Below are 26,175 nucleotides of genomic sequence, written 5' to 3'. Positions count from 1 at the left end.
GGCTCTACCCAGCGGTTCGGCGAACCGCTGCGCTCCGCTCCGCCGGGCCTGAGCCGAATGCGGACCCGGGCCGATGCGCGGACCGAGGCGGCCTGCCGGCCCGGCGAGGGAGGTTCGCGCCGACAGTCTTGGAAGGGCGGCACACGGGGGCGGGGCGGGTGCCGGGCGCCGCAGCCGCACCGTGTCGGCAGGGCAGGCCCGGTCAGCACCGTGTGCGTCCCGGAGCCCGGATCCGGCAGCGGGCCGTCAGCGGGGGACGGCCGGATGCGTGCCGGGTGCGAGCGGAACCGGAGGAGCGGGCCGGCGCCGGCCGAAGCGCTGCGGCCCTCGTGCGATGCTCCGGCCTGCTGCTCCAGCCCGGATTGGGCCTTGCCCCGCTCGGCGGCGGGCTCGCCCCGCCGCGACGCGGAGGCGCTCGACCGCGGCGGCCGCGGCACGCGAACGGCCGGATCCCGCCGGGAAGGCGGGGTCCGGCCGTCCGGTACTGCCGGGCGCGGTCAGGAGGTGCGGTCCGCCGCGCGCTGCTCGATCTGGGCGACGTCGCGGGCGGCACCGGTCGAGGCCGAGGTGGCCATGGCCGCATAGGCGCGCAGCGCCGCGGTGACCGGGCGCTCGCGGTTGCGCGGCTGGAAGCCGCCCAGCTCCTTCAGCAGCCGCTCGCGGCGCGCCCCCAGCTCCTCGGCGCTGACCTCCAGGGTGAGGCCGCGGTTGGGGATGTCGATGGTGACGGTGTCGCCGTCCTCGACCAGGGCGATGTCGCCGCCGGCCGCCGCCTCGGGCGAGGCGTGCCCGATGGACAGCCCCGACGTGCCGCCGGAGAACCGGCCGTCCGTCACCAGCGCGCACGCCTTGCCCAGGCCGCGGCCCTTCAGGAAGCTGGTCGGGTACAGCATCTCCTGCATCCCGGGGCCGCCCTTGGGGCCCTCGTAGCGGATCACCACGACGTCGCCGGGCTCGATCCGCTTGTTGAGGATGCCGTCGACCGCCTCCTCCTGGCTTTCGAACACCTTGGCCGGGCCGCTGAAGGTCAGCAGCTCCTCCTCGACGCCGGCGGTCTTCACCACGGCGCCGTCCTCGGCCAGGTTGCCGAACAGCATCGCCAGCCCGCCGTCGGCGCTGTAGGCGTGCTCCACGGAGCGGATGCAGCCCTCGGCGCGGTCGGTGTCCAGCGAGTCCCACCGCACGTTCTGCGAGTAGGCCTTGGTGGTGCGCTTGCCGCCGGGGGCGGCGTGGAACAGCTCGACCGCCTCCGCGGTCGCGGTGCCGGCGGCGATGTCCCACTCGGCGATGAACTCGCCGACGGTCTTGCCGTGCACGGTCGGCAGCGACGTGTCGATCAGCCCGCCGCGGGCCAGCTCGCCGAGGATCGCCGGGATGCCGCCCGCCCGGTGGACGTCCTCGACGTGGTACTTCTCCGTGTTCGGTGCGACCTTGCACAGGCACGGCACCCGGCGGGAGAGCGCGTCGATCTCGGGCAGGCCGAAGTCGACGCCGGCCTCGGTGGCGGCCGCCAGCAGGTGCAGGATCGTGTTGGTGGAGCCGCCCATCGCGATGTCCAGCGCCATGGCGTTGCCGAACGCCTCCGGCGTCGCGATCGACAGCGGCAGCACCGAGGAGTCGTCGCCCTCGTAGTAGCGCTTGGCGACCTCCACCACCAGGCGGCCGGCGTCGCTGTAGAGCTGCTTGCGGGCGACGTGGGTGGCGAGCACCGTGCCGTTGCCGGGCAGCGCCAGGCCCAGCGCCTCGGTCAGGCAGTTCATCGAGTTCGCGGTGAACATGCCCGAGCAGGAGCCGCAGGTGGGGCAGGCCGCCTCCTCCAGGACGCTGAGCTCCTCGTCGGAGACGCTCTCATCGGCGGCGGCGATCATCGGGTTGATCAGGTCGAGCTTGCGCTCCTTGGTGGCGGTGCCCTCGACCACCGTGACCTTGCCGGCCTCCATCGGGCCGCCGGAGACGAAGACCGTGGGGATGTTCAGCCGCATCGCGGCCAGCAGCATGCCCGGCGTGATCTTGTCGCAGTTGGAGACACACACCAGCGCATCGGCGCAGTGCGCGTTCACCATGTACTCGACGGCGTCGGCGATGTGCTCGCGGCTCGGCAGCGAGTAGAGCATGCCGCCGTGGCCCATGGCGATGCCGTCGTCGACCGCGATGGTGTTGAACTCGCGCGGGACGCCGCCCGCCTCGCGCACCCCGTCCGCGACGACGTCGGCCACCTCGCGCAGGTGCACGTGGCCCGGAACGAACTGGGTGAAGCTGTTGGCCACGGCCACGATGGGCTTGCCGAAGTCCTCGCGCTCTACGCCGGAGGCGCGCATGAGGGCGCGGGCGCCGACCATGTTGCGGCCGTGGGTGACGGTGCGTGAGCGCAGCTGCGGCATGGGGATGCTCCCAACGGATACGGGTTTTCATCCCGATGGTAGCGCTGCCCGCGACCTGCTTGTGTCTCGAAAAAGAAGATCGCCGTTCCGCATCGTGAGATGCAGGGCCGGGTGCCCCGGTGCGCCGGGGATGCGGTCCCGTGCGGCGGCGCTGCCCGGGTCGGCGGGAGGGCGCCCTCGGGTCCGCCGGCCCCCCCGGGCCACGCAGAACGGCCCGCCCGGGGTGCAGGGGGCGGGCCGTCGACTTGCGGTGCGGCGGGTGCCGCACACCGGCGGCGGAGCGGAAGGGGGCCGCCGGTCACTCGGTGGGGCGCAGCACCTTCTCGGCAGCGCGGTGGATGTCCTCGATCTCCTGCTCGTTCAGCCGGCTCTTGCCGGTGCGCAGCCACTTGCGGACCTTGGTGCCGCGGATGATGTCGACACCGCGGAGGTTGTGGCTGTCCCAGGGCATGCCGGGGCCGTAGATCGCCAGCGAGGCGCGCACCCGGACGTCCTTGCCGAGCTCGGTGCTGATCAGCTCGGCCGCGGTGCGGGCCTCCTCGAGGGCTTCGTCGATGCGCTCGTTCTTGGAGAACCGGCCGTGGTAGAGGCTCTCCAGCTTGTTGCGGAGGGGGAGGCGCTTGTCCCACGCCTCGGAGTCGATGGCGAACGCGCCCCGCCGGCCGACGATGAAGTGGTCGATCTGGCCGTTGCCGCCGGGGGTGGCGCGGGCGTGCAGGACGCGGTAGCCCATGCGCTTCATGACGCGCAGCTGCGCCTCGGTGCGCCGCTGGGCCATGTTGGGCTTGCGCCAGCGGGGCACCTCGGAGCGGCGCCGCGACTGGTGCACGATCAGGCCGATCAGGACAGCGGCGGCTGCGGTGGCGCCGATCCTGGGGTCGTCACTGGTCAGCCCGAAGACCAGGCCGGCGGCGATGGCGGCCGCGCCGCGCACGCCCCACTGGCGGAGGACCTCCGGGGTGACGAGATCGCCGAGTGCCGGGCCCGGGCTGTCGCGCGAGCCGCGCTTGCCGTCTTGGACGAAGAAGGGCGACACCGGGCTCGTCTCGGTGTCCCGTGCGCCGTTCTTCTCGCTCGTTGCCGATTCCACATTGGAGAGACTAGTTCGATCCATATGCGAGTCCCAGTCTGTAGAAACTCACACTTTTCTTGCCCCAACCTCGTGGATCTCTCACGTGTCCGGAGTGCCCGACAGGGAAAGATAACCGGTTCGCCGGCATCTCTAGAGAGGTTGCCGCCGGATAGGGCGATCCGATACCGCGGTGCCAGCGGCGTCGGCGCGCAAAGCAGGGCATACGGCGCCAACCGGGCGGTTCGGGGGGTCTGATGGCCGCCCAAGTGCCGCGCGGTGGGTCGCCGGTCCCGCCCCTCGGGGCGCAGGGCCCCCGCGCGCCCCGTTTTCGGTCATTGGGTAATGCAGATTTCGGAACCGAATAAACAGGGGAAAATCGGACGGGATTGCGACACGCGCGCGCCACCCGGATGCGAGCGGCTCTGGGGAGGGCGGTAATGGAGCGTGCCGGAGTCCGGGTACCGGTCCGTCCGGGTCCGGCCGCCGGGTCCGCGGGGAGGGTGCCGGGCCCTAGCTTGCGGCGCTGTGCGGTTCGACGGGCCCCTCGGGGCCGCCCTGCTGGGCGGCGGGGGACTCCTCGGCGGGGGCCCGCAGCGCCAGGCTGAGCAGCGCCGCGGCAACCGCGAGGCAGGCCGCGCCCGCCACCCCCAGCGCGATGCCGCCCTGGTCGACCAGCCAGCCGGTGAGCGGCGAGGCCAGCGCGATGCCGCCGGTGGTCGCCGTCGTCATCCAGCCGTACGCCTCGCCGCGGCGGTGCTCCGGCGCAAGCGCGCCGACCCGCTCGGTGACGGCCGCCACCGTCGGCGCGATCGCCAGCCCGGCGGCGAACAGCACGGGGGCCACCAGCCACGGCGTCGGCAGGTGCAGGACCGGCGGGAGCAGCGGGATCAGCAGCAGCGGCCCCGCGGCCGCCCCGAAGGCGCGCCGGGCGATCCGCGGGCGCCCGGCCAGTGTGCCGGCGATCAGGCCGCCCACCAGCGACCCGAAGGCGTAGACCGCCATCAGGCCGCCCGCATAGGAGGGCGCGCCGAGCTCGCGTGCCCAGGCCACCATGTTCAGGTCGATCGAGCCCAGGCCCGCCACCAGCAGCATGATCACGCCGATGACGATCAGGATCTGCCGGTCGGCCAACAGGGAGCGGCTCTTCGCCGGAGCGGCGCCCCTGTCGCCGGGCGGGGCGGTGTGGCCCGCCCGGCGCAGTGCCGCGGCGAAGCCGGCCGCGCCGACGCAGGCGATGCCGCCCAGGACGGCGATCCCGATCCGGCCGCCGCCGAAGCCGACGACCAGGGCGGCGAGCAGCGGGCCCACGATGAAGAGCAGCTCCTGCAGGGTGGCCTCGGCCGCGAAGAGGGTCTGCCGCACCTCGCCCTTGGTGATGCGCGGCCAGAGCGAGCGCCCGATCTGGGTGGCCGGCGGCTGGAACAGGCCGGTGGCCACGGCCAGCGGCACCGCCGCCCACCACAGGTCGGCCGGAAGGACCGCCATGGCCGCCAGGCCGGTCCCGTAGACCGCGGCGGAGACGGTGAGCAGCCGGTCGGCGGGGCGCCGGTCGGCCATCCGCCCGCGCACCGGCCCGCCGAGTGCGGTTCCGACCGTCAGTGCGCCGGCGACCAGCCCCGCGAACGCGTAGGAGCCCGTCCAGTCGGCGACCAGGAACGTGACCGCGATCGGCATCCCCGCGATGTGCAGCCGCGCCGCCAGCGACCAGAACATGAGCGAACCGAGCGAGGGCACGCTGAACAGGCGGCGGTAGGAGCTGAGCACCGGCCCAGTCAACCACAGGATCGTCCGATGTCTCGCCGGGTTTTCCGTTCGGCGGACCCCTCCGCGGCGGCTCCGATCCACTCCGTTCTGCCTCCGGCGGCGGGTGTCTGCGGCGGACGCTCGCGGGGCGCGGCCGCCCGGGGCGTGCAGGGTGCATCGCCCGGGTGGTCCGGGTCACCCGAATACCGCACCGGGGCGGGCACACGTGCGGAACGCGCCCCCGGCAGTGGACCGGTCTGGGCTGACGCTGCCTCCGCCGGCACATGTCTGCGTGCTCGGTGGCCGAGTGCCGGGGTGCGGCCGCCGGGGCGGGCGAGCTGTTGCGCCATGCCCGGGTACGCGCCGGGGCGCTTCGCGAAGGGCCCGCGGCAGGGCTGAGGACAACCGGCCAGGGGGCGGGCAACGCCGCAGCGACGGGGTCCCTGCGGCGGACTGTACCGGGGCGGACGCGCGTGTGGCGCTTGTCCGACGCACCGAACACTGGTCGGCCGGCCGCAGAGCTGCGGGAGCCTCCGGTCGTATCCCGGCCCGCGCCGCGACCAGCGGAGATCCCGGTCGCTCGCCGGTTCTGCAGTGGCGGGAGAGAGCCGATAAGGCTGTAGGCGAAGCCGCCCTTGTCTCGATGCCGTGAGCCCAGCCTGCGAGCACCGACGACTCTGGTTGGAGCGCGCTGGAGCGGTGGACCGGCCTGGGTCGGCTCTGCTCCGGTCGCCGGACCCCCTGCGTGCTCGGTGGCCGCGTACCGGGGTGCGGCCGCCCGGGGCCGGTCGGCGAGGCGGGGCGATGGCCGAGGCGCAAGGCGGGCACTCCGGTGGCCGCGCCTGGCGGGGTGCCGGAAGGCGTTCCGCGGAGTGCGCGGCAGCAGTGCGGTGGGTGTGCCTGACGCCGGTGGTTCTCGGCGGGGGAGCGGGGGCCGCTGGGCCAGCGGCCGGAAGCGGCGCGTGGGCGGTCGGTCGGTACCGGGGCGGGCGGAGAACGGTCCGCCGCCCGCCGCGCCGGTGGTGCTCGGGGGCCGGCGACGAAAGCGGTCGTGGCCGGGGCGCTTTCGCATCCGGTGGACCGGGCGGACGGCGCCGTGGAGCGGCGGCGGGTCCGGCGGCGGACTGCGTCGGGGCGGACGCGCGTGTCGAGCGCACCGGGGCGGCGGCCGAGGTGTGAGGCGGACATGCCGGCGGCCGCGCCTGACGGGGTGCCGGAAGGCGTTCCGCGTAGTGCGCGGCAGCGGTCCGGCGGTTGTGCCTGCCTCCGGGGGCTCGTGGCGGGGGAGCGGAGGCCGCTGGGCCAGCGGCCGGAAGCGGGGCGTGGGCCGTTGGTCGACGCAGGGCGGACACCACGGCCGCGGCCGGTTCGGCGGGGTCGGCGGGGGAAGGGCGCATGGCGTTCCCACGCCGACACGGGCGGTATGGGGCATCATCGGATGCTGTGAGCGATGAGGACCTGGCCCTCCTGGCCGAAGAGCACGGTGTGTCGGCGACCTATGCGGACTGGCGCGGACACCGGAAGCGGGTCGGCGCCGACACCCTCCGGTCGATCCTGGGCGCGCTGGGGGTCGACGCCGCCGATCCCGGTGCGGCCCTCGGGGCGGCCCGCGAGCGGCGCGCCCGCGCGGTCCTCCCGCCGGCCGTCGTCACCCGGCAGGGGCGCTCGCCGCGGCCCGGCCTTCCGGAGGGGGCGCGGCTGCGCGTCGAGCTCGCCGACGGTACCGACGCCGAACCCGGCCCCGCCCTCCCCCTCGGCGTGCACACGCTCCGCGCCGAACACGGCCGCACCGTCGCCTCGGCGCCGCTCCTCGTCGTCCCCGAGCGGCTCGATCCGCCGCCGGCCAGCGCCGCGGGCCGGCTGTGGGGCATCACCACCCAGCTCTACTCGGTCCGTTCCCGGGCGTCCTGGGGCATGGGCGACCTGCGCGACCTCGCCGAGCTCGCCGACTGGAGCGCCCGCGACCTCGGCGCCGCGTTCACCCTGGTCAACCCCGTCCACGCCACCGAGCCCCTGCCGCCGCTGGAGCCCTCGCCCTACCTGCCGGTGGGACGCCGCTACGCCAGCCCGCTCTACATCCGCGTCGAAGACGTGCCGGAGTACAGCCGGCTCGAACCCGCCCAGCGCGAAGCCGTGCAGCGCCTCGCCCGACCGCTGCGCGAACGCGGCCGCACCGCCGACCTGCTCGACCGGGACGCCGTGTGGACCGCCAAGCGCGCCGCCCTCGAAGCGCTGTACCGGGTGGCGCGCTCGCCCTCGCGAGAGGCCGCCTACCACGCCTACCTGGAGCGGGAGGGCGCCACCCTGATCGAATACGCCACCTGGTCGGCGCTGGCCGAAGAGCACGGCCCGGACCATCGGCGCTGGCCGTCGCTGCTGCGCGACGTCTACGGCCACGAGGTCGGCGCCCTGGCCCTGCGCGAGTGGGACCGGATCGACTTCCACCGCTGGATGCAGTGGATCCTCGACGACCAGCTCGCCGCCGCACAGGCCGGCGCGCGCGCCGCGGGCATGCCCATCGGCATCGTGCACGACCTCGCGGTCGGTGTCCGGGCCGGCGGCGCCGACTCCTGGATGTTCGGCGACGCCCTGGTGGACGGGGTGAGCGTCGGCGCGCCGCCGGACGAGTTCAACCAGCAGGGCCAGGACTGGACGCAGCCGCCATGGCATCCCCGCCGCCTCGCCGAGCGCGGCTACGAGCCGCTCCAGCAGATCCTCCGGCAGAGCATGCGCCACTCCGGCGGCGTGCGCATCGACCACGTGATGGGGCTGTTCCGCCTCTGGTGGATCCCCGAGGGCGGCTCGCCCGCCGACGGCGCCTACGTCCGCTACGACCCCGAGGGCATGGTGGGCTCGCTGCTGCTGTGCGCGCAGGAGACCGGATCGCTGGTGATCGGCGAAGACCTCGGCACGGTGGAGCCCGAAGTCCGCGAGCACCTCGACGAGCGCGGCGTTCTGGGCACCTCGGTGCTCTGGTTCGAGCGCCGCGCCGACGGCACACCCAAGGAGCCGCAGGAGTGGCGGAGCGACTGCCTCGCCACCGTCGCCACCCACGACCTGCCGCCGGTCGCCTCCTACCTCACCGCCGAGCACGTCGACCTGCGGCACCGGCTCGGTCTGCTGGACCGGCCGGTCACCGATGAGCTCGCCGAAGCCGAGGCACTGGTCGGAGCGTGGCGGGAGCGGCTGATCGGTCTCGGCCTGCTCGACCCCGCCGTCGACCCGGTCTCCGACCCGCACTCCGTCGTCGCCGCCCTGCACGCCTACCTGGTGCGCACGCCCGCGCGGCTGGTCGGCGTCGCACTGACCGACGTGGTGGGGGAGCGGCGGATGCAGAACCAGCCCGGCACCGCCGACGCCTACCCGAACTGGCGCATCCCGCTCACCAGCGGAGAGGGCGAGCCGGTGCTGCTCGACGAGCTGATGGCCGACCCGCACCTGTCCGGCGTGGTCCGGCGCGCACTGCAGCCGCTCACGGCCGCGCCCACCTGACCCGCCGCGGCGCACCGGCAGCAGCAGGGCCCCGCCCCGCCGGATCCGGTGCATGCCGGTCCGGCGGGACGGGGCCCGCCAGCGGGTGCGCCGCCGGTGCGCCGCGGGGCAGCGGCACCGGCCGGCGTCACTGCGCCGTGCAGCCGACGCCGGTCAGGCGTCCTCCTCCGCGTCGCGGCGCTGGGCGCGGAGAGCGCGCTCGACGCCGGCCCGTCCTTCGATGAGGAGCCGGCGCAGCGCCGGCGCCGGCGCTGCCGACTCCAGGTAGGCGTCGGTGGCGCGCAGCGTCTCCTCCTCCACCAGCTGGCCCGGGTAGGCCATCGCGGCGAAGGTCTGCGCGAACTCGCCCGACCAGGTCTGCCACAGGCCGGCCAGCCGCTCGAAGTAGTCCGGCACGAACGGCCGGACCAGCTCGCGGTGGCCCGGCTCGCTGAACCCGCCCAGCGTTGCGCGGAACTCGGTGTTGGCCAGGTCGGAGCCGAGCACCCGATCCCAGGCGCGCGCCTTGGCCTCGGCGGTGGGCACCGCCGCCCGCGCACCCGCGGCGTTGCGCTCGCCGGCCGCGGTCGGGTCGGCGTCGAGCTCGGCCGCGATCTCCTTCTCCTCGGCGCGGCCCGCGGCGACCAGCCGGCGCAGCAGCGTCCACCGCAGGTCGGCATCGACGGTCAGGCCGTCCACGGTGATCGCGCCGTCGTAGAGGCCGCGCATCAGCGACAGGTGCTCGTCGCCGACCGCGGCGTCGGCGAACCCGTTGGCGTAGACGAGCTGCAGGTCGCTGCCGGGCTCGGCGGCGGTCAGCAGCTCGCGCAGCCGGCCGGCGAGCCGGTCGAACCCGGTCTCCCGCCAGCTCGGCGCCGCGTAGTTGACCAGCGCCGACACGGCCTGGCGGAGCAGCATCTGGGCGACCGACACGTCGCTGACGCCGCCGATGCCGCTGATCACCAGCTGCACGTAGTCGCGGGCCGCCATCTCGGCGTCGCGGGTCATGTCCCAGGCCGCGGAGAAGCACAGCGCGCGGGGCAGCGACTCGGTGATCTCGCCGACGCCCTCGATGACGGTGCGCAGCGACCGCTCATCGAGCCGGATCTTGGTGAAGGTCAGGTCGTCGTCGTTGACCAGCACCAGGTCGGGCCGGCGCTGCCCGACCAGCGCCGGCACCTCGGTGCGCGGGCCGCTGACGTCGAGCTCGACGCGCTCGCGGCGGACGATGCCCTCCGGCGTGCGGTCGTAGAGGCCGATCGCCAGGCGGTGCGAGCGCAGCGTCGGGTAGTCGGCCGGCGCCTCCTGCAGGACGGCGAACGAGGCGAAAGCGCCGTCGGCGTCCTCGGTGAACTCCGGGCGCATCGTGTTGACGCCCGCGGTCTCCAGCCACTCGCGGGACCAGCCGGAGAGGTCCCGCCCGGACGCCGTCTCCAGGTGCCGCAGCAGGTCGCGGAGTTCGGTGTTGCCCCAGGCGTTCTCCGCGAAGTAGGCGCGCACGCCGGCGAAGAACGCCTCGGTGCCGACATAGGCCACCAGCTGCTTGAGGACGGAGGCGCCCTTGGCGTAGGTGATGCCGTCGAAGTTGACCTCGACCGCCTGCATGTCCGGGATGTCGGCGGCGATCGGGTGGGTGGAGGGCAGCTGGTCCTGGCGCAGCGCCCACGCCTTCTCCACGTTGGCGAACGTGGTCCAGGCGTCCGTCCACCGGGTGGCCTTGGACTGGCAGTAGGTACTGGCGTAGGTCGCGAACGACTCGTTCAGCCACAGGTCGTCCCACCACCGCATGGTGACCAGGTCGCCGAACCACATGTGCGCCATCTCGTGCAGGATCGTCTCGGCGCGCCGCTCGTAGCGGGCGTCGGTCACCCGGGAGCGGAAGACGTAGTCCTCCAGGAAGGTGACGGCGCCGGCGTTCTCCATCGCGCCGGCGTTGAACTCCGGCACGAACAGCTGGTCGTACTTGCCGAACGGGTACCGCAGCCCGAACAGGCCGTGGAAGAAGTCGAAGCCCTGCTTGGTGACCTCGAAGATCGCGCCGGCGTCCAGGTATTCGGCGAGCGAGGCGCGGCAGTAGACGCCCAGCGGGATGCCGTCGTGCTCGTCCCGCTCCACGTGGTACGGACCGGCGATGAGCGCGGTGATGTAGGTCGAGATCGGCTCGGTCGCCGGGAAGCGCCAGCGGACCTTCTCCGCGTCGGCGCCGCCGCCCGCGAGCTGCTCGCGCTCGCCGCTGGGCGCGCTGTTGCTGACGACCTCCCAGTCGGCGGGTGCGTCGACCGCCAGCGCGAAGCGCGCCTTCAGGTCGGGCTGGTCGAAGCAGGCGTACATGCGGTGCGCGTCGGCGGTCTCGAACTGCGAGTACAGGTAGACGCTGCCGTCGACCGGGTCGACGAAGCGGTGCAGCCCCTCGCCGGTGCGGGTGTAGAGCGCCTCGGCCACCACCCGCAGCTCGTTCTCGGCCTGCAGGTCCGGCAGCGTGATCCGGTCGCCGGAGACGACCTCGGCGGGGTCCAGCCGCGTGCCGTTGAGCACCACCTCCGACACCGACTCCGCGACGAGCTCGATGAAGGTCGAGGCGCCCGGCTCCGTGCAGCTGAAGCGGACCGCGGTGGCGGAGCGGAAGTTGGTGTCCCCGGTGGTCAGGTCGAGCTCGACGTCGTAGGAGGCGACGTGGAGGAGCCGCGCCCGCTCCCGTGCCTCATCGCGTGTCAGATTGCCCGCCACGTAGTGCTCCCTCCGTGGCCGTCGCCGTCGACGGCCGCCGTCCGATGGCCCCGGTGCGCCGCACGCGCCGCGGCCCTGCTTCGTCTGGTTTCCCGGCCCGATCCTGCCACCTTCTCGGCGGATACGCCGCCCCGACGCCGATGCGCGTGGTCGCTCCGGCCGCGTATCCGCCCCGGTGGCGGCCTGATGCCGGGGCCGGGGCGCGGAGCGGAGCACCGGGCGCCGGTGCCGCCGCGATCGGGGGAATGCCGTGGCCCAGGCCGCGGTTGTGGTTCTCCAGCGGGACCGGGGCGGCGGCTGGGGCCGCACGCCGGACGAGACGAGACCGAGGAGCAGCACGTGAACGCCACCGCATCCCCCTCCAAGACCGCGGACTTCTGGTTCGACCCGCTCTGCCCGTGGGCGTGGATGACGTCGCGCTGGATGCTCGAGGTCCAGAAGGTGCGGCCGGTCGAGGTCCGCTGGCACGTGATGAGCCTGGCGGTGCTCAACGAAGGGCGCGACCTGCCCGCGGAGTACCGCGAGCTGATGGACCGCGCATGGGGGCCGGTGCGGGTGGCGATCGCCGCCGAGCAGCGCTTCGGCAACGGGGTCCTGGGCGGGCTCTACACCGCGATCGGCGAGCGCGTCCACCTCCGCGGCGAGAAGACCGACGACCCGGCCATGCTGCGCGGCGCCCTCGCCGACGCCGGCCTGCCCGAGGACCTGGCCGAGGCCGCGCAGAGCGGGGAGTACGACACCGAGCTGCGCCGCTCCCACCAGGACGGCATCGACCGCGTCGGCCAGGAGGTCGGCACCCCGGTGATCTCCGTTGAGGGCGTCTCCTTCTTCGGGCCGGTCGTCACGCCGGCGCCGAAGGGCGAGGACGCGGGGAAGCTGTGGGACGGCGTCGTACTGGTCGCCTCCACCGACGGCTTCTTCGAGCTGAAGCGGAGCCGCACCCGCGACCCGATCTTCGACTGACCGCTGCCGCAGCTGCCCCAGCTGCCCGCGCCGGCCGCACCGGCCGCCGCGGTGCCGGGCACGCGGCAGACTGGGGGCGGACCACCCTGACGCGGTGCGTCTCCGAGGGCCCGGCCGGGCCCTCGGAGACGCACCGCCGAGCGCACGGAGGCGCGCCATGACAGCACCCGACGGGGAGCGCCGGGTCGCCCCCTCGTTCTTCGACGACGACCTGGAGATCCTGCCGGACATCACCGATGACGAGCGGGGCGACTCCTGGGGCGAGTCCGGCGCCGACGACGACACCGCGCGGCTGACCGCGGACCGGCCCCCGCACTGGGGCTGACCTCCGCCCGCGGGCCCCGTCCCGCCGCCGCATAACCGGCCCCCGATGCGGGAAGGGGGGCCACATGCGATCCCTCTACATCGACGGCGCGTGGACGGCGTCCGCGTCGGATGCTCCCCTCGACGTCGTCAACCCCGCCACAGAGACCGTCATCGACACCGTGCCCGCCGGCGACCCGGCCGACGTCGACCGCGCGGTCGCGGCCGCGCGGGCCGCCTTCCCCGGCTGGGCGGCGACCGGCGTCGCCGAGCGCCGCGCGGTCCTCGCCCGCGGCCTCCAGCTCTTCAACGAGCGCGCCGAGGACATCGCCGCCACCATCGCCACCGACATCGGTGCGCCGCTCAAGTTCTCCGCGAAGGTCCAGGTGGGCCTGCCCCAGCTGATGTGGGGCACCTTCCTCGACGTGGCCGAGCGCGTCGGCGAGCAGTACTTCACCGGCGAAGAGGTGAACAACTCCCTGATCGTGCGCGAGCCGTTCGGCGTCGTCGGTGCGATCACCCCGTGGAACTATCCGCTCCACCAGATCATCCTGAAGGTGATCCCGGCCGCGCTCGCCGGCAACACCGTCGTGCTCAAGCCGACCGAGGTGGCCCCGCTGGGGGCCTACGCCTTCGCCGAGGCGCTGCACGACGCTGGCCTGCCGGCCGGCGTGTTCAACATGGTCAGCGGCACCGGTCCGGTGGTGGGCGAGGCCATCGCGGCGCACGCCGACGTCGACATGGTGTCCTTCACCGGCTCCGGCCGGGCCGGCAAGCGCATCACCGAGGTCGCCGCAGCGACCGTCAAGAAGGTCGCCCTCGAACTCGGCGGCAAGTCGCCCAACGTCGTCCTCGACGACGCCGACCTCGGCGCGGCCGTGAAGAACGGCATCGCCGACGTCATGCGCAACACCGGCCAGAGCTGCAATGCGCTCACCCGGATGATCGTGCCCCGGGAGCGCTACGACGAGGCGGTCGAGCTGGCCAAGGCGGCCGCCGAGAAGTACTCCACCGGCGACCCGTTCGACGAGTCCACCCGGATGGGCCCGGTCGTGTCCGAGCAGCAGCTCAAGCGGGTGCGCGACTACATCAACGCGGGCGAGGCCGAGGGCGCGCGCATCGTCACCGGCGGGGCAGAGCCGCCGGAGGGCGCCGACCGCGGCTACTACGTCCGGCCCACCGTGTTCGCCGACGTCAGCAACGACATGCGGATCGCCCGGGAGGAGATCTTCGGCCCGGTGGTGGCGCTGATCCCGCACTCCGGTGAGGACGACGCGGTCGCGATCGCCAACGACACCGTCTACGGCCTGGCCGCGGCGGTGTGGTCGGGCGACGCTGAGCGGGGCCTGGAGGTGGCGCGGAAGCTGCGCGCCGGGCAGGTCTCGGTCAACGGCGGCGGTGTGAATCCGCTCGCACCGTTCGGCGGCTACAAGCAGTCCGGCACCGGCCGCGAGTGGGGCCAGTTCGGCCTGGACGAATTCTGCGAGGTCAAGGCGATCCAGCGGTAGCCCTGCCGGGACCGCGGTGCCGGATGGGGCCGGTGCCGAGCGGTGGGGAACCCGGAATACCATGTGGGCGACGTTTGTCCGGGTTCCCCATCATTGGCAGGTGTGTGTTGAGCAGCAAGCCCGCGGTGTCGAAGGCCGGTCCGATCTCCAAGGACCTCAAGGCCATCGTGGTGATCAACGCGGTCGCCGTCATCTCCATGGTCCTCTTCGCCGTTCTCGGGCTCTCGGTGGCCTACGCGGCCAACGGCTCGTTCGCCTTCTAGCGGCGCCCCTTCCGGCCTCGCCGCGCCCGGAAGCACCGGCGGCCCGCCCCGCACCGCGGGGCGGGCCGCTTCGCGTGCGCGGCGGAGCTCCCCGCGGCAGCGCGGGCTGGCCGCTGCAGGCGCGCTGACCTGCCACACTGGGGGCGTGCGAGTTTATCTGGGATCCGACCACGCCGGCTTCGAACTGAAGGAGCACCTCGTCTCCTGGCTCAAGGAGAGGGGGTACGAGGTCGTGGACGCGGGTCCGGCGGTCTACGACGCGGTGGACGACTACCCGCCGTTCGTGCTGCGCGCCGCCGAGGGCACCGCCAACGACCCGGGGTCGCTCGGCATCGTCATCGGCGGCTCCGGCAACGGCGAGCAGATCGCCGCCAACAAGGTGCAGGGCGTCCGCGCCGCCCTCGCCTGGAGCGAGGAGATCGCGGTGCTGTCCCGCGAGCACAACGACGCCAACGTCGCCGGCATCGGCGCCCGCCAGCACACCCTGGACGAGGCCACCCGCATCGCCGAGGCCTTCCTCACCACGCCCTACAGCGACGAGGACCGCCACTCCCGCCGGATCGCCATGATCGGCACCTACGAGGAGACCGGCGAGCTCCCGCCGCTCCCGTAGCCGGAGCCTCCGCGGCACCCCGCCGCGCGGTCCAGGGCCGCCGCTGCGCGCTTGCACGCAGCGGCGGCCCTGCTGTGTTCCCGGAGCAGGCCGCCGGCCAGGGACGGCAGGCGCACGGCGCGCTCGCGCGCTGCAGGGGCAGAGCGGGTCCCAGCGGGGGCGGTGCGCCTGCGCGCTCAGTGCAGCGGCCGGTGCGAGTGCAGGATCCGGTCCGGATCGAGCCGCGCGGCCAGCGCGGTGAGGCGCGGCTGGTCGGCCGGGTCGTACGCCTCGGCGACCTCTCCGGGCGTCTGCGGTCCGAACGCCAGTGTCGCTGAGCGGCCGACCGCGTGCTCGGCCAGCAGTCCCGCGGCCGTATCGCGGAAGCCGCGCATTGCGGCGGTGTCGGCCGGGTCGCCGCCGACGCCGGTGAAGGCCAGCGCCGTCGCGGCGAAGGCGGCCGAGCGGTGGCCGACCGCGTTCGCCACCGCCGGCGGGCGGGCGAGCGCGCCGCCCAGATGGCGCAGCCCCGCCACCGTGAAGAAGGGCGCGTCCGCGACTGCGTGCACGAGTCCGGCGCCGGCGCTGCCGGGCAGGTCGTCGACGAGGACACTGCGGCCCGCGAATGCCGCCGGGTCCTCGGGGTCGTTGAAGATCCGGCCCGATTCGGCGTAGGGGAGCGGGCCGAGGGCGCCGTCCAGGACCGGTGCCGCCGCCCGCAGCGGCTCGACCAGCGCGGCGCCCTCTGCCGGAGGCCCGGACCAGGCCAGCGACACCTGCGCCACCGTGCGCCCGCGCACCGGCGGAGGGAAGGCCGGATCGTCGGGGAACCCGGCCACCGAGAGCCCGGAGGTGAACTCGTCGGGCAGCGTCGTGCACCAGGACCGCCACGCCTCCACCACGCCGGGCTCCGCGGCCGCGTCGAAGGAGAGGCTGCCGCCGTAGAGCTCGCCGACCGGGAACAGCCCGATCTCGATGCCCGTCGCCACACCGAGCGAGGCGCCGGCGCCGCGCACGGCCCAGAACAGCTCGTCGTCGGAGCCGGCCGCCACGGTCCGCGCGGCACCGTCCGGGGTCACCAGGTCGATGCGGTGCACGTGGTCGGCCGCGAACCCGTACCGCCGGGCGAGCAGCCCCACTCCGCCGCCGAGCGTGTAGGAGACCGCCCCGACGCCGGGCGCGCTGCCGGACAGCGGTGCCAGCCCGTGCGGAGCCGCTGCGCCGATGACATCGGCCCAGCGCGCTCCGGCCGGCACCCACGCCGTGCGCCGCCGCGGGTCGACCCGGACGCCGCTGAGCCCGGCCGTGGCGATCAGTACGCCGCCGGACATGCCCGCACCGCGCCCGTGGCCGGTCCGGTGCGCGGCCACCGGCACCCCGAACCGGGCCGCGGTCTGCACGGCCGCGCGCACATCGCCGGCGTTCTCGGCGGCCACCACCACGGACGGCCGGTGCGCGTCCAGCAGCTGCACACCGGTCCGGTGCGCATCGAACCCGGCCGATCCCGGCACGTGCACCGGCCCGGTGGTCCGCGGCCGCAGTGCCGCGGCGAGCTCTTCGGCAGCGGCGGCCGGCTCGGCGCTGTCCTGCGTGGTCTGCTTCGTCGTCTCCATGGCGGCCACGCTAGACACCATCGCGGCCACATCATGGCCGCGATGCGTGCGATCGTGGAGAACATGACCGAACAGGGCCGATCCGTCCGCGCCGACCTCCCCCAGCGCCTGCTCCGCCTGCTGTCCCTGCTGCAGACGCGCCGCACCTGGACCGGCCCCGAGCTCACCGAGCGGCTCGGCGTCAGCCCGCGCACCCTGCGCCGCGACGTCGAGCGCCTGCGCTCCCTCGACTACGCGGTGGAGAGCGTCTCCGGTGCGGCCGGCGGCTACCGGCTGGGGCCGGGGAGCGGGGTCCCGCCGCTGGTGCTGGACGATGAGGAGTCCGTGGCCGTCGCGGTCGGCCTCACCACCGCGACCGGGGTGGGTGAACCCGCGCTGCGCGCGCTGGCCAAGCTGGAGCGGATCCTGCCCGCGCGGCTGCGGCCGCGGCTGGCGGCCGTGCGCGGCAGCACTGACACCGTGCAGCACCCGCGCGGGGCCGACGTCGACCCCGCGGTGCTGGGAGTGCTGGCCGGCGCCTGCCTCGACCGCGCCGTGGCGGACTTCGTGCACCAGTCCCGGTCCGGCCGGGCCACCGAGCGCCGCGTCGAGCCGCACCACCTCGTCGTGCACGGCGGCAACTGGTACCTCCTCGCCCACGACACCGACCGGGACGACTGGCGCACGTTCCGGGTCGACCGGGTGCGCGAACCGCGCACCACGCACCGCAGGTTCGTGCCGAGGGAGCTGCCCGCGCCCAGCCCGGCCGCGTTCATGCTGCAGCTGTTCGGCGCGGCGGTCTACCGCTACACGGCCGACATCGCGCTGGCGCTGCCCGCAGAGGAGGCCGGCCGCCGGCTGTTCGGTCCGGTGCTGGGCCGCATCGAGCCGGACGGCCCCGGCGCCTGCCGGGTGCACATCAGCGCCGACTCCCTCGACCTGGTCTGCCAGTACGCCGCGCGGGTCGCCTCTCTCGGCGCCACGACCGGGGTCGGCGGCCACCCGGACGCCGTGGCGCGGCTGTCGCGGATGGGCGGGCAGCTGGTCGCGGCCGGCCCGCCGCAGGACACGGGAGAGGGACGAGCACTGCCGTGACCCGCTTCCGGCCCACCCCGGCGGCAGTTCGGGTGCGCGGCTGCCGGGGTGGGCTCGCCGGAGTCGGAGGGCGCCCGGCCCGGCGCCGGGCTAGAAGATGACCGAGCAGTGCGGGGCCCGGGGCAGGGTCAGGGCGGTGTCGAGGGCGTGCGCGGCGGACGGCGTGCGCTCATCGACCAGGCCCGCGTCCGCGGCGGCGGCGAGGCGGTGGGCCCCGAAGTAGGCGGCCGCGAGGCGGGACACGTCCAGGCGGAGGTCGGGTTCGGCCCCGGTGGGCAGGCACTCGGCGCCGCCGGGGCCGGCGCGCAGGCGCCACCGGCCCGCGTTCCACGGGGCGTCCCGGTCGGCGACCTCCAGCACGGTGTCGACCGGCGCCGCCCACGAGCGCTCGGTGAGCGCCGCGGCGACGTCCACCAGGCGCAGCCACAGGCTGTCCGCCAGCAGCGCGCGCACCCGGAACGGGTCGGTGGCCAGGTGCAGCAGCACGTCGTCGACCGGCAGCATCTCCGCCTCGATCCGGGTCACCAGGTCGCGCTCTGCCAGGTGCCGCCAGAGTGCCGTGCGGACCCCCGGCCGCTCCCCGTACACCTCGACCACCTCGGCGGAGGAGTCGGCCGGCCCGTGGTCCTGCCAGTGGCGCCGGACCCGGTAGACGATGTGTCCGGCCGGCTCGCCGCCGACCAGGGCGACCGCCGCACGCGGCAGCGGCGCGTCCTTGTCCTCCAGCTGCCGGCGCAGGGTCGTCCACCAGGCGTCGGTGCGGCGGAACTCGCCGACCCGCGCGGCGAACGCCGCCTCGTGCGACGCGCGCAGCAGCGGCAGCAGCTCCGCCGCGGTACCGAAGCGCAGCTCCACCTCGCCGGAGCCGGGCAGGGCCCCGAGGCCGCCGGGCATCGCGTCGCGCAGCCGCAGCCCCCGCAGGTCGAGCTGCGCGGCGAGCCGCCGTGCCGCAGGGCCGTAGCCGAACCGCTCGTAGATCCCGCCCTCGCTGGCCCAGAGCGCCGCCGTGCTCACGCCGCGCGCGCGGAAGCCGGCCAGCTGCCGGCGCATCAGCGCGGTGAGCACGCCGCGGCGGCGGTCGGTGGGCCACACGCCGACGATGCTGACGCCGCCGACCTCCCGCACCCCGCCCGGCATCGCCATCTCCAGGCCGTAGTGCGCGGTGGCGCCGACGATGCGCTCGCCGTCGAAGGCGGCCAGGGTGCGCTCCGGTTCGAGGAGCAGGCTGGGCGGCAGGTCGATCGGGTCCGGCTTGTGCAGGGCCTCGGCGGTGACGCGGCGGAAGGCGGGCAGCTCCTCCGCCGTCACCGGGCGCAGGGTGAAGGGGTGATCGCTCATCCTGGCTGGATACCACCGGGCCGCGGACCGCCGCGAGCGCATTTCCCGCCCGGTTCCGGGGCGCGCCGCCGGATCGGAGCCATCCGCAGCGGCCGCGCAGGCCGGCGGGGTGCGGGCGGTGGACGGCCGCCGCCGAAATACCGAACCGGCTGACGTAGCCGGCCGATCCGGCCCATACTGGACCATGAGTTCTGCTGTGCGTATTCCGGGCTGCACGCTGCACCGATATCGGTCGGCCCCCTTCCGAGGGTGCCGTTGCGGCGGGCGCCGGGGCGGCGTGCCCGGCGCGAGTGCGCGCGCTACAGTGCGGGCACGATGAACGCACGGCTCTCCGCCACCACCGCCCGACGACTCCGCTCCGTGTGGCAGCGCGGTGCCGCGTTCCTGCGCCGCAAGGTGCTGTTCCGCTACCGGCTCGTGCTCATCACCCTGGTCCTGCTCGCGGTCGGCATCGGCGTCGGCGCGGTCTGGGGCCCCACCGGGTGGTTCCCGCCCAGCGCCGTCATCCTCACCGTCCTCGCCGGCGGGCTGCTCCTCAAACGCAAGAGCCTCGCCTTCCTGCTGGTCGTCGTCGCCTCGGTGCTGCTGTTCACCGCCTTCGCCCTCGACTTCGGCCACGTCGGCCCCGGGCTCCTGGTCACCATCGGAGTCACCGCCGTGCTCGCCTATCTGCTGTCCGGCGTGCGCGAGCGGCTCGGTGTGCAAGGGCTCGGCGGGGAGAAGATGCTGCTGGAGCTGCGCGACCGGCTGCGCGCCCAGGGCCGGCTGCCCGAGCTGCCGGCGGGCTGGGGCGCCACCGCCATCCTGCGCCAGGCCGGCGGGAGCTCCTTCGGCGGCGACTTCATCGTGTCCCGGCTGCACGGGAACCGGCTCGACCTCGCCGTCGTCGACGTGTCCGGTAAGGGCATCGACGCCGGCACCCGCGCCCTGCTGCTCTCCGGCGCGTTCAGCGGCATGCTCAGCTCCGTCTCCGCCGACCGCTTCCTCGCCTACTGCAACGACCACCTCATCCGCACCGCGGAAGGCGAGGGCTTCGTGACCGCAGTCCACCTCAGCCTCAACCTGGAGACCGGGGACTACCGGATCACCTCGGCCGGCCACCCGCCCGCCGTCCAGTTCGACAGCGGCGCCGGGCAGTGGTCCACCACCGACGCCAAGGGCGTGGTGCTCGGCGTCATCCCGGAGATGAACTACGCCCCGGTCGAGGGCCGGCTGCGCCAGGGCGACGCCCTGATGCTCTACACCGACGGCCTCATCGAGCGTCCCGGCGAAGACCTCGATGCCGGGGTGGACCGGCTGCTCGGCGTGGCCGACGGCGTGCTCGCGGCCGGCTTCAAGCAGGGCGCCGCGCGCGTCGTCGACACCCTGGCCAAGGGAGAGACCGACGACACCGCCCTCGCGGTGATCTGGCGCACCTGACCCGGCGGCGCAGGCCCGCGGGCGGCCCAGGGCGGCCCGCGCGAGCACCCGGGCGGCGGCGGCCGCTCCGCCGCGCCAGGCCTGCGCCGCTCGGGGCGGCGCGAAGCAGTGCGGCGGTAGGGTCGCAGGGTGCTCCCGGCCGACTGCGCGGCGCTTCCGCGCGTCCGCTTCCGGGCGGCACACCGTCCCGCGGCGCGCGAAGGGGGTGCTCGGCATGGCCGAAGACGACGGCAACGACCTCGCCCGGCTGATCGAACAGAACGACCTCACCGGGATACGCCTCTGGCTCGCCGACCATCCGCCCTATGTGATCGCCGACGAGCTCGCCCGCATGGACGTGCTGATGGCCATCGTGCCGTTCCGGCTGCTGGACAAGGACCGCGCGCTCGAGGTCTTCGAGGAGCTCGACCCCGTCCACCAGCAGGAGATCCTGCTGGGCCTGCGGGACCACGCCTTCCGCGAGCTCATCGAGGAGATGGACCCCGACGACCGGGCCCGGCTGATCGGCGAGGCGCCCGCCAAGATCGCCACCCGCGCGCTCGCCGGCCTCAGCCCGGCCGAGCGGAAGATGACCGCGGCGCTGCTCGGCTATCCCGAGGAGTCGGTCGGCCGGTACATGACGCCGGAGACCGTCGTCCTCCACCGCGACCTCACCGTCGGCCGCGCGCTGGAGGTGGTGCGCGCCAAGAGCACCAACGCCGAGACGGTGTACACGCTCCCCGTCGTCGGCAGCGGGCGCCGCTTCGTCGGCACCGTCGAGCTCGGCGACCTGGTGCGCGCCGACGACGCCGAACCGGTCAAGGACATCGTCGACGTGCTCGTTCCGCGGGTGCGCGCCACTGAGCCCGCCGAGGACGCGGCCCGCCTCATGCAGGAGGCCAACCTCGTCGCGCTGCCGGTCGTGGACTCCGAGGAGCGCTTCGTCGGCCTGCTCACCTTCGATGACGCACTCGAGGTCATCGAGGCCGCCGACTCCGAGGACATCGCCCGCCAGTCCGGTGCCAGCCCGGTCGCCGGACACTACGTCGCCGCGTCGGTGTTCCGGCTCGCCCGGTCCCGCGCCACCTGGCTGCTGCTGCTCATCGTGGCCGCCACGCTCACCGTCAACGTGATGCAGGCGTTCGAGGCCACGCTGGAGCAGGTGACCGCGCTCGCGCTGTTCGTGCCGATGCTCACCGGCACCGGCGGCAACGTCGGCTCGCAGTCGGCGACCGCGGTGGTGCGCGCCCTGGCCGTCGGCGAGGTCAAGGTGCGCGACCTGCCCGGGGTGGCGTGGAAGGAGTCGCGGGTCGGCTTCCTCCTCGGCATCATGCTGGCCTGCGTCGCCCTCGTGATCGGCTCACTGCTGGTGGGCGGGCTCATCGCTTCGGTCGTGGCGGCCTCGGTGATCGTCATCTGCATCTGGGCGGCCACCATCGGCAGCTGCATGCCGCTGTTCGCCCGCAAGGTGGGGGTCGACCCGGCCGTGGTGTCGGCGCCGCTGGTCTCCACCCTCGTCGACGCGACCGGCCTGCTCATCTACTTCTCCATCGCCCGCATGGTCCTGCACATCTGACCTGGACATCGGCCCGCAGTCGCGGGGCGTCCTGCATGACCGCCCCCGGCCACGGGTATCGCAGTCGGCAAGGGGCACCGGGAGGACGCGCTTCTCCCGGCGCCGCCGGACGACCGAAGGGGGACGCATGCCCGGGATCGGCGACGCATTCGACAAGGTCAAGAAGGCCGCGGCGGAGAACAGCGAGAAGGTCGCAGACGGGGTCGGCAAGGCCGCCGAGTTCGCCAAGGAGAAGACCGGCGGCAAGCACGACGACAAGATCGACAAGGCCGGCGGCGCCGCCACCGAGTACCTGCGCAAGCAGGCGCGCAAGGACCGCGGCGAAACCGACTCCTGACCGCACACCCCGACGCGGGCCCGGACCGCGCGGCGCGAGCCGCCCGGTCCGGGCCCGCGAGCGTGCGGCAGGGCCGGACCCGGAGTCAGATCCGGGCGGTCCCTAGAGCGTGTTTGGTGGATGGCGTTCGTCGCGAGCGGTGTCCTGGTGCACCCATCGCAAGGCCGACGAGTGAGTCAGGGCGGGTTTTCCCTGTCGATTGAGGAGAACGCCGCGAGGGGCGTGCCAGGGCGACGCGCAGCAGGACAGTTGTTCACCAAACACGCCCTAGGTCGGCCGCCGCGGCGCGGGCGCTCCACCGGCCCGCGTGGCGCTCGATGCCGATCGGGTGGTCGAAGCAGGCCGAGATCGGCTTGGACCGGACCACCTCGTCGGCCGGACCCGCCGCGACCACCTGCCCGCCGCGCAGCAGCAGCGCGTGCGTGGTGGAGGCCGGGAGTTCCTCCAGGTGGTGGGTGACCAGGACGGTGGCGAGCTCCGGATGGGCGGCGCGGAGCCGGTCGACCGCCTCCAGCAGCCGCTCCCGGGCCGCGACGTCGAGCCCGGTGGCCGGCTCGTCCATCAGTAGCAGGGCCGGCCGCGGCATCAGCGCCCGCGCGATGAGCACCCGGCCGCGCTCCCCCTGGGAGAGGGTGGTCCAGCTCGCCTCGGCGATGCCCGCGGCGCCCAGCACGTCGAGCAGCGCTGCGGCGCGGTCGGTCTGCTCCGGGGCGGGGCTCCACCGCAGCGCCGTCTCGATCGTGCCGGTCGCGCCGGTGAGCACCACGTCCAGGGCGCGCAGCCCGGAGCGCAGGTCGTGGCGCGGGTTGACGTGGCCGATCAGCGCGCGCAGTTCGCGGACGTCGACCCGGCCCAGCCGCGACCCGAGGATGTCGACGGTGCCGCGGGTCGGGTGCCGCTCCGCGGCGAGCAGGCTGAGCAGCGTGGTCTTCCCGGCGCCGTTGGGGCCGAGCAGCGCCCAGTGCTCGCCGGGCCGCACCACCATGCTGACCTGGTCGAGCAGGGCGCGGCCGTCCCGCACCAGGTCGACGCTTTCGGCCGCCACGACCGGACTGCCGCCTGCGTGTGAACCCACTCCGCCTCCAACCACTGCCGCTGCTGCGCCGCCGCGCCTGATCGCGCCACCGTACCGCCGGCGCGGTCCGGGCCCGCGGGCGGCTACGGTGGAATGAACAGGTCAGAGCGGTGTATATCCGTCAGACGGCACGGATTCCGGCTCTGCGGGGGAGGGGAGTACCGGTGAGCGGCGTCGGTGGCAGCCCCTGCCGGCTGGTGGTGTGCCGCGGGTGCTGCTGCGGCCGCAAGAAGAAGGCGCCCGGCATCGACCACAAGGCCCAGCTCGAGCGGCTCAGCTCGCTGGAGGACCACGCGGCTCGCCCGGTCCCGGTCCGGATCAGCACCTGCCTGGGCATCTGCTTCAAGCGCAACGTCGTGGTGGTCCAGCCGTCGTCGGCCGGGCGCGCTGCGGGCGGCCGCCCGGTCTGGTTCGGCGAGGTCGACGACCCGGCGGTCGAGCAGATCGACGACTGGGTGTTCGAGGGCGGACCGGGCATCGCGCCGGTGCCCGCGGAGCTGGCCGGCCACGTCACCTCCAAGGACGCGAAGAAGCCCAAGAAGGCGAAGAAAAAGAAGAAGGACGCCAAGGACAAGAAGGCGCGGAAGAAGGAGCGCCGGCGCGCTGATCAGGCCGGCGGCGAGCCGTCGGCCAAGGGGAAGAAGAGCGGGAAGAAGGCGCGCGCGAAGGCAGAGAGGGCCGGACCGTCCTGAACCCCCGCCGCGCCGCGCGTGCCGTGCGCCGTGAGCCCGCCCGCGCCCCCGGCCGCCCGCCCCCGCGGAGGCGGCCGAGAGCGCCGTGCGCGACGCCTCAGGCGTGCGTGCGCTGGGCCGGCCGCTGCGCGCGCTCCTGGCCGGCGAACTGGGTCCGGTACAGCGCGGTGTACAGGCCGCCGCGGCTGAGCAGCTCCTCGTGCGTGCCGCGCTCCAGAATCCGGCCGTCCTCCAGGACGAGGATCTGGTCGGCGTCGCGCACCGTCGCCAGCCGGTGGGCGATGACCAGCGAGGTCCGCCCCTCCAGCGCCGTCGTCAGCGCCTCCTGCACCGCCGCCTCGGACTCGGAGTCCAGGTGCGCGGTCGCCTCGTCGAGCACCACCACGGACGGTGCCTTCAGCAGCAGCCGTGCGATCGCCAGCCGCTGCTTCTCCCCGCCGGACAGCCGGTAGCCCCGGTCGCCGACCATGGTGTCCAGGCCGTCCGGCAGCGTCCGCAGCAGGTGGCCCAGCTGCGCGGCCTCCATCGCCTGCACCAGCTCCTCGTCGCCGGCGTCCGGCCGCGCGTACCGCAGGTTGGCGCCCACGGTGTCGTGGAACAGCTGGGTGTCCTGGGTGACGACGCCGACCGCGTCCCGCACCGAGTCGCCCTGCGCGTCCCGCAGGTCCAGCCCGCCGATGCGCACCGCGCCCTCGGTCGGGTCGTACAGCCGGGACACCAGGTGGGTGAGCGTGGACTTGCCCGCGCCGGACGGCCCGACCAGAGCGGTGAGCGTGCCGGCGGGCGCCGTGAACGCCACTCCGGAGAGCACCTGCGCGTCGTCGCCGGCAGCGGCCTGCGGGGTGAGCTCCAGCGACTCCAGCGAGGACTCGGCCGCCGTCGGGTAGCGGAAGGAGACGCCGTCGAACTCGACGTCGACCGCGCCGCCGGGCAGCGGGCGCGCGTCCGGCTTCTCCGCCAGCATCGGCTTCAGGTCGAGCACCTCGAACACCCGGTCGAAGCTGACCAGCGCCGTCATCACCTCGACGTGCACGTTGGACAGCGCCGTGATCGGCGCGTAGAGCCGGGTGAGCAGCGTGGTCATCGCGACCAGCGTGCCCAGTTCGAACGCGCCGCCGATGACCAGCGTGCCGCCGACGCCGTACACGACGGCCGTCGCGAGCGCTGTGATCAGGCCGATGCTGGTGAACAGCAGCCCGCCCACCACCGACTGGCGGATGCCGACGTCGCGCACGCCCGCCGCGCGGTCGGCGAACGCCGCCGACTCCTCGCGCGGACGGCCGTAGAGCTTCACCAGCATCGCGCCGCCGACGTTGAACCGCTCCGTCATCAGCGAGCTCATCTCGGCGTTCAGGTTCATCCCGTCCCGCGAGATACGGGCCAGCCGGCGGCCGATCAGCTTGGCGGGGACGAGGAAGAGCGGCACCAGCAGCAGGGCGATGAGGGTGATCTCCCAGGACAGCACCAGCATCGTCGACACCACCGCGACCACGCTGATCAGGTTGGAGACCACCGACTGGAGCACCGAGGTGATGGCCCGCTGCGCGCCCACCACGTCGGTGTTCAGCCGGCTGATCAGCGAGCCCGTCTGGGTCCGGGTGAAGAACGCGATCGGCATCTTCTGCACGTGCTCGAAGACCTGGGTGCGCAGCCGGTAGATGACGCCTTCGCCGATGAGCGCCGACATCCACCGGTTGACCAGGCCGAGCAGCGCCTCCAGTACCGCCAGCGCGCCGACCGCCACCGCGAGCGCGGCCACCAGGCCGCCGTCGGCCCGGCTGACACCGTCGTCGATGATCTGCTTGAGCAGCAGCGGGTTGGCGACGACGATGCCGGACGCGATCGAGGTGCCGATCAGGAACAGCACGATCGAGCGCCAGTGCGGCCGGGCATAGCCGGCGACCCGGCGCACCACACCGGGGGACAGGGAGGATCCGGTGGAACTGCCGTCGTTCACCAGGGACCGGTAGATCGGCGGACCCGACATCGCCATTGTCGACCTCTTTCAGCTGCGCGCGGAGTGCACGCCGCCGCCGGCCGGGCGCGGGG

General features: G+C 74.3%; 19 protein-coding genes. 11 read left to right on the top strand and 8 right to left on the bottom strand.

Annotated features, from left to right (window positions below; all coding sequences use genetic code 11):
• Positions 1–497: 497 nt before the first annotated feature.
• From ilvD to ACYVGT_RS21025, 3 genes are all read right to left on the bottom strand, one after another.
• Positions 498–2,381, bottom strand: coding sequence for a dihydroxy-acid dehydratase (ilvD, locus tag ACYVGT_RS21035; protein WP_460861161.1), 1,884 nt, complete (start codon positions 2,379–2,381; stop codon positions 498–500).
• A gap of 298 nt (positions 2,382–2,679) precedes the next feature.
• Complete coding sequence (locus ACYVGT_RS21030; protein WP_460861158.1) at positions 2,680–3,471, bottom strand: nuclease-related domain-containing protein; 792 nt, start codon at positions 3,469–3,471, stop codon at positions 2,680–2,682.
• Between the two features lie 492 nt (positions 3,472–3,963).
• Positions 3,964–5,217, bottom strand: coding sequence for an MFS transporter (locus ACYVGT_RS21025; RefSeq protein ID WP_460861155.1), 1,254 nt, complete (start codon positions 5,215–5,217; stop codon positions 3,964–3,966).
• Positions 5,218–6,639: 1,422 nt separating this feature from the next.
• Between ACYVGT_RS21025 and malQ the strand changes: the two genes are divergently transcribed.
• Positions 6,640–8,688 carry a 4-alpha-glucanotransferase gene (malQ, locus tag ACYVGT_RS21020; protein WP_460861152.1) on the top strand — a complete coding sequence of 683 codons (2,049 nt, stop codon included), beginning with the start codon at positions 6,640–6,642 and terminating at the stop codon, positions 8,686–8,688.
• A 153-nt stretch (positions 8,689–8,841) separates the two neighbouring features.
• Here malQ and pepN read toward each other — a convergent pair whose 3' ends face one another.
• On the bottom strand, positions 8,842–11,394 hold the full coding sequence (gene pepN / locus ACYVGT_RS21015; protein WP_460861150.1) for an aminopeptidase N: 2,553 nt from the start codon (positions 11,392–11,394) through the stop codon (positions 8,842–8,844).
• Between the two features lie 339 nt (positions 11,395–11,733).
• On the opposite strand from pepN, the gene ACYVGT_RS21010 reads away from it, so the two are divergent.
• From ACYVGT_RS21010 to ACYVGT_RS20990, 5 genes are all read left to right on the top strand, one after another.
• Positions 11,734–12,357, top strand: a complete 624-nt coding sequence (locus tag ACYVGT_RS21010; RefSeq protein ID WP_460861146.1) for a mycothiol-dependent nitroreductase Rv2466c family protein — start codon at positions 11,734–11,736, stop codon at positions 12,355–12,357.
• 157 nt (positions 12,358–12,514) lie between these two features.
• Positions 12,515–12,682, top strand: a complete 168-nt coding sequence (locus ACYVGT_RS21005; RefSeq protein WP_460861144.1) for a hypothetical protein — start codon at positions 12,515–12,517, stop codon at positions 12,680–12,682.
• 64 nt (positions 12,683–12,746) lie between these two features.
• Positions 12,747–14,168 (top strand): aldehyde dehydrogenase family protein, encoded by a 1,422-nt coding sequence (locus ACYVGT_RS21000; RefSeq protein ID WP_460861141.1) that lies wholly within the window; start codon positions 12,747–12,749, stop codon positions 14,166–14,168.
• A gap of 107 nt (positions 14,169–14,275) precedes the next feature.
• On the top strand, positions 14,276–14,431 hold the full coding sequence (locus tag ACYVGT_RS20995; RefSeq protein ID WP_460861139.1) for a hypothetical protein: 156 nt from the start codon (positions 14,276–14,278) through the stop codon (positions 14,429–14,431).
• Between the two features lie 145 nt (positions 14,432–14,576).
• Entirely contained in the window at positions 14,577–15,044 is a 468-nt protein-coding gene (locus tag ACYVGT_RS20990) for a ribose-5-phosphate isomerase (protein ID WP_460861135.1), read from the top strand.
• 176 nt (positions 15,045–15,220) lie between these two features.
• Here the strand turns inward: ACYVGT_RS20990 and ACYVGT_RS20985 are convergent, their stop codons facing one another.
• Entirely contained in the window at positions 15,221–16,636 is a 1,416-nt protein-coding gene (locus tag ACYVGT_RS20985; RefSeq protein WP_460861131.1) for an FAD-binding oxidoreductase, read from the bottom strand.
• A 42-nt stretch (positions 16,637–16,678) separates the two neighbouring features.
• On the opposite strand from ACYVGT_RS20985, the gene ACYVGT_RS20980 reads away from it, so the two are divergent.
• On the top strand, positions 16,679–17,710 hold the full coding sequence (locus tag ACYVGT_RS20980) for a helix-turn-helix transcriptional regulator (RefSeq protein WP_460861129.1): 1,032 nt from the start codon (positions 16,679–16,681) through the stop codon (positions 17,708–17,710).
• Positions 17,711–17,800: 90 nt separating this feature from the next.
• On the opposite strand, the gene ACYVGT_RS20975 is transcribed toward ACYVGT_RS20980, so the two are convergent.
• Entirely contained in the window at positions 17,801–19,048 is a 1,248-nt protein-coding gene (locus ACYVGT_RS20975) for a GNAT family N-acetyltransferase (RefSeq protein WP_460861127.1), read from the bottom strand.
• A 315-nt stretch (positions 19,049–19,363) separates the two neighbouring features.
• Here ACYVGT_RS20975 and ACYVGT_RS20970 point away from each other — a divergent pair, with 315 nt between their 5' ends.
• From ACYVGT_RS20970 to ACYVGT_RS20960, 3 genes are all read left to right on the top strand, one after another.
• Positions 19,364–20,467 (top strand): PP2C family protein-serine/threonine phosphatase, encoded by a 1,104-nt coding sequence (locus ACYVGT_RS20970; protein ID WP_460861125.1) that lies wholly within the window; start codon positions 19,364–19,366, stop codon positions 20,465–20,467.
• Positions 20,468–20,681: 214 nt separating this feature from the next.
• Entirely contained in the window at positions 20,682–22,022 is a 1,341-nt protein-coding gene (mgtE, locus tag ACYVGT_RS20965) for a magnesium transporter (RefSeq protein WP_460861124.1), read from the top strand.
• 127 nt (positions 22,023–22,149) lie between these two features.
• Positions 22,150–22,359: an antitoxin gene (locus tag ACYVGT_RS20960; RefSeq protein WP_460861121.1), complete on the top strand. Its 210-nt coding sequence runs from the start codon at positions 22,150–22,152 to the stop codon at positions 22,357–22,359.
• A 253-nt stretch (positions 22,360–22,612) separates the two neighbouring features.
• Here the strand turns inward: ACYVGT_RS20960 and ACYVGT_RS20955 are convergent, their stop codons facing one another.
• On the bottom strand, positions 22,613–23,434 hold the full coding sequence (locus ACYVGT_RS20955) for an ABC transporter ATP-binding protein (protein WP_460861118.1): 822 nt from the start codon (positions 23,432–23,434) through the stop codon (positions 22,613–22,615).
• Positions 23,435–23,598: 164 nt separating this feature from the next.
• Here ACYVGT_RS20955 and ACYVGT_RS20950 point away from each other — a divergent pair, with 164 nt between their 5' ends.
• Positions 23,599–24,126 carry a (2Fe-2S) ferredoxin domain-containing protein gene (locus tag ACYVGT_RS20950; protein ID WP_460861114.1) on the top strand — a complete coding sequence of 176 codons (528 nt, stop codon included), beginning with the start codon at positions 23,599–23,601 and terminating at the stop codon, positions 24,124–24,126.
• A 97-nt stretch (positions 24,127–24,223) separates the two neighbouring features.
• On the opposite strand, the gene ACYVGT_RS20945 is transcribed toward ACYVGT_RS20950, so the two are convergent.
• Positions 24,224–26,119, bottom strand: coding sequence for an ABC transporter ATP-binding protein (locus tag ACYVGT_RS20945; protein ID WP_460861112.1), 1,896 nt, complete (start codon positions 26,117–26,119; stop codon positions 24,224–24,226).
• Between the last annotated feature and the right edge of the window lie 56 nt (positions 26,120–26,175).

This window comes from Nocardiopsis coralliicola, from assembly GCF_054779695.1.
This window is presented reverse-complemented; position numbering and strand designations above follow the sequence as displayed.

What these genes read in the sequence shown, in the direction of transcription:
- ilvD (WP_460861161.1), bottom strand. Translation starts at nt 2,381, where the DNA reads ATGCCGCAGCTGCGCTCACGCACCGTCACCCACGGCCGCAACATGGTC.
- ACYVGT_RS21005 (WP_460861144.1), top strand. Translation starts at nt 12,515, where the DNA reads ATGACAGCACCCGACGGGGAGCGCCGGGTCGCCCCCTCGTTCTTCGAC.
- ACYVGT_RS21000 (WP_460861141.1), top strand. Translation starts at nt 12,747, where the DNA reads ATGCGATCCCTCTACATCGACGGCGCGTGGACGGCGTCCGCGTCGGAT.
- ACYVGT_RS20985 (WP_460861131.1), bottom strand. Translation starts at nt 16,636, where the DNA reads ATGGAGACGACGAAGCAGACCACGCAGGACAGCGCCGAGCCGGCCGCC.
- ACYVGT_RS20980 (WP_460861129.1), top strand. Translation starts at nt 16,679, where the DNA reads ATGCGTGCGATCGTGGAGAACATGACCGAACAGGGCCGATCCGTCCGC.
- ACYVGT_RS20975 (WP_460861127.1), bottom strand. Translation starts at nt 19,048, where the DNA reads ATGAGCGATCACCCCTTCACCCTGCGCCCGGTGACGGCGGAGGAGCTG.
- ACYVGT_RS20970 (WP_460861125.1), top strand. Translation starts at nt 19,364, where the DNA reads ATGAACGCACGGCTCTCCGCCACCACCGCCCGACGACTCCGCTCCGTG.
- mgtE (WP_460861124.1), top strand. Translation starts at nt 20,682, where the DNA reads ATGGCCGAAGACGACGGCAACGACCTCGCCCGGCTGATCGAACAGAAC.
- ACYVGT_RS20960 (WP_460861121.1), top strand. Translation starts at nt 22,150, where the DNA reads ATGCCCGGGATCGGCGACGCATTCGACAAGGTCAAGAAGGCCGCGGCG.
- ACYVGT_RS20945 (WP_460861112.1), bottom strand. Translation starts at nt 26,119, where the DNA reads ATGGCGATGTCGGGTCCGCCGATCTACCGGTCCCTGGTGAACGACGGC.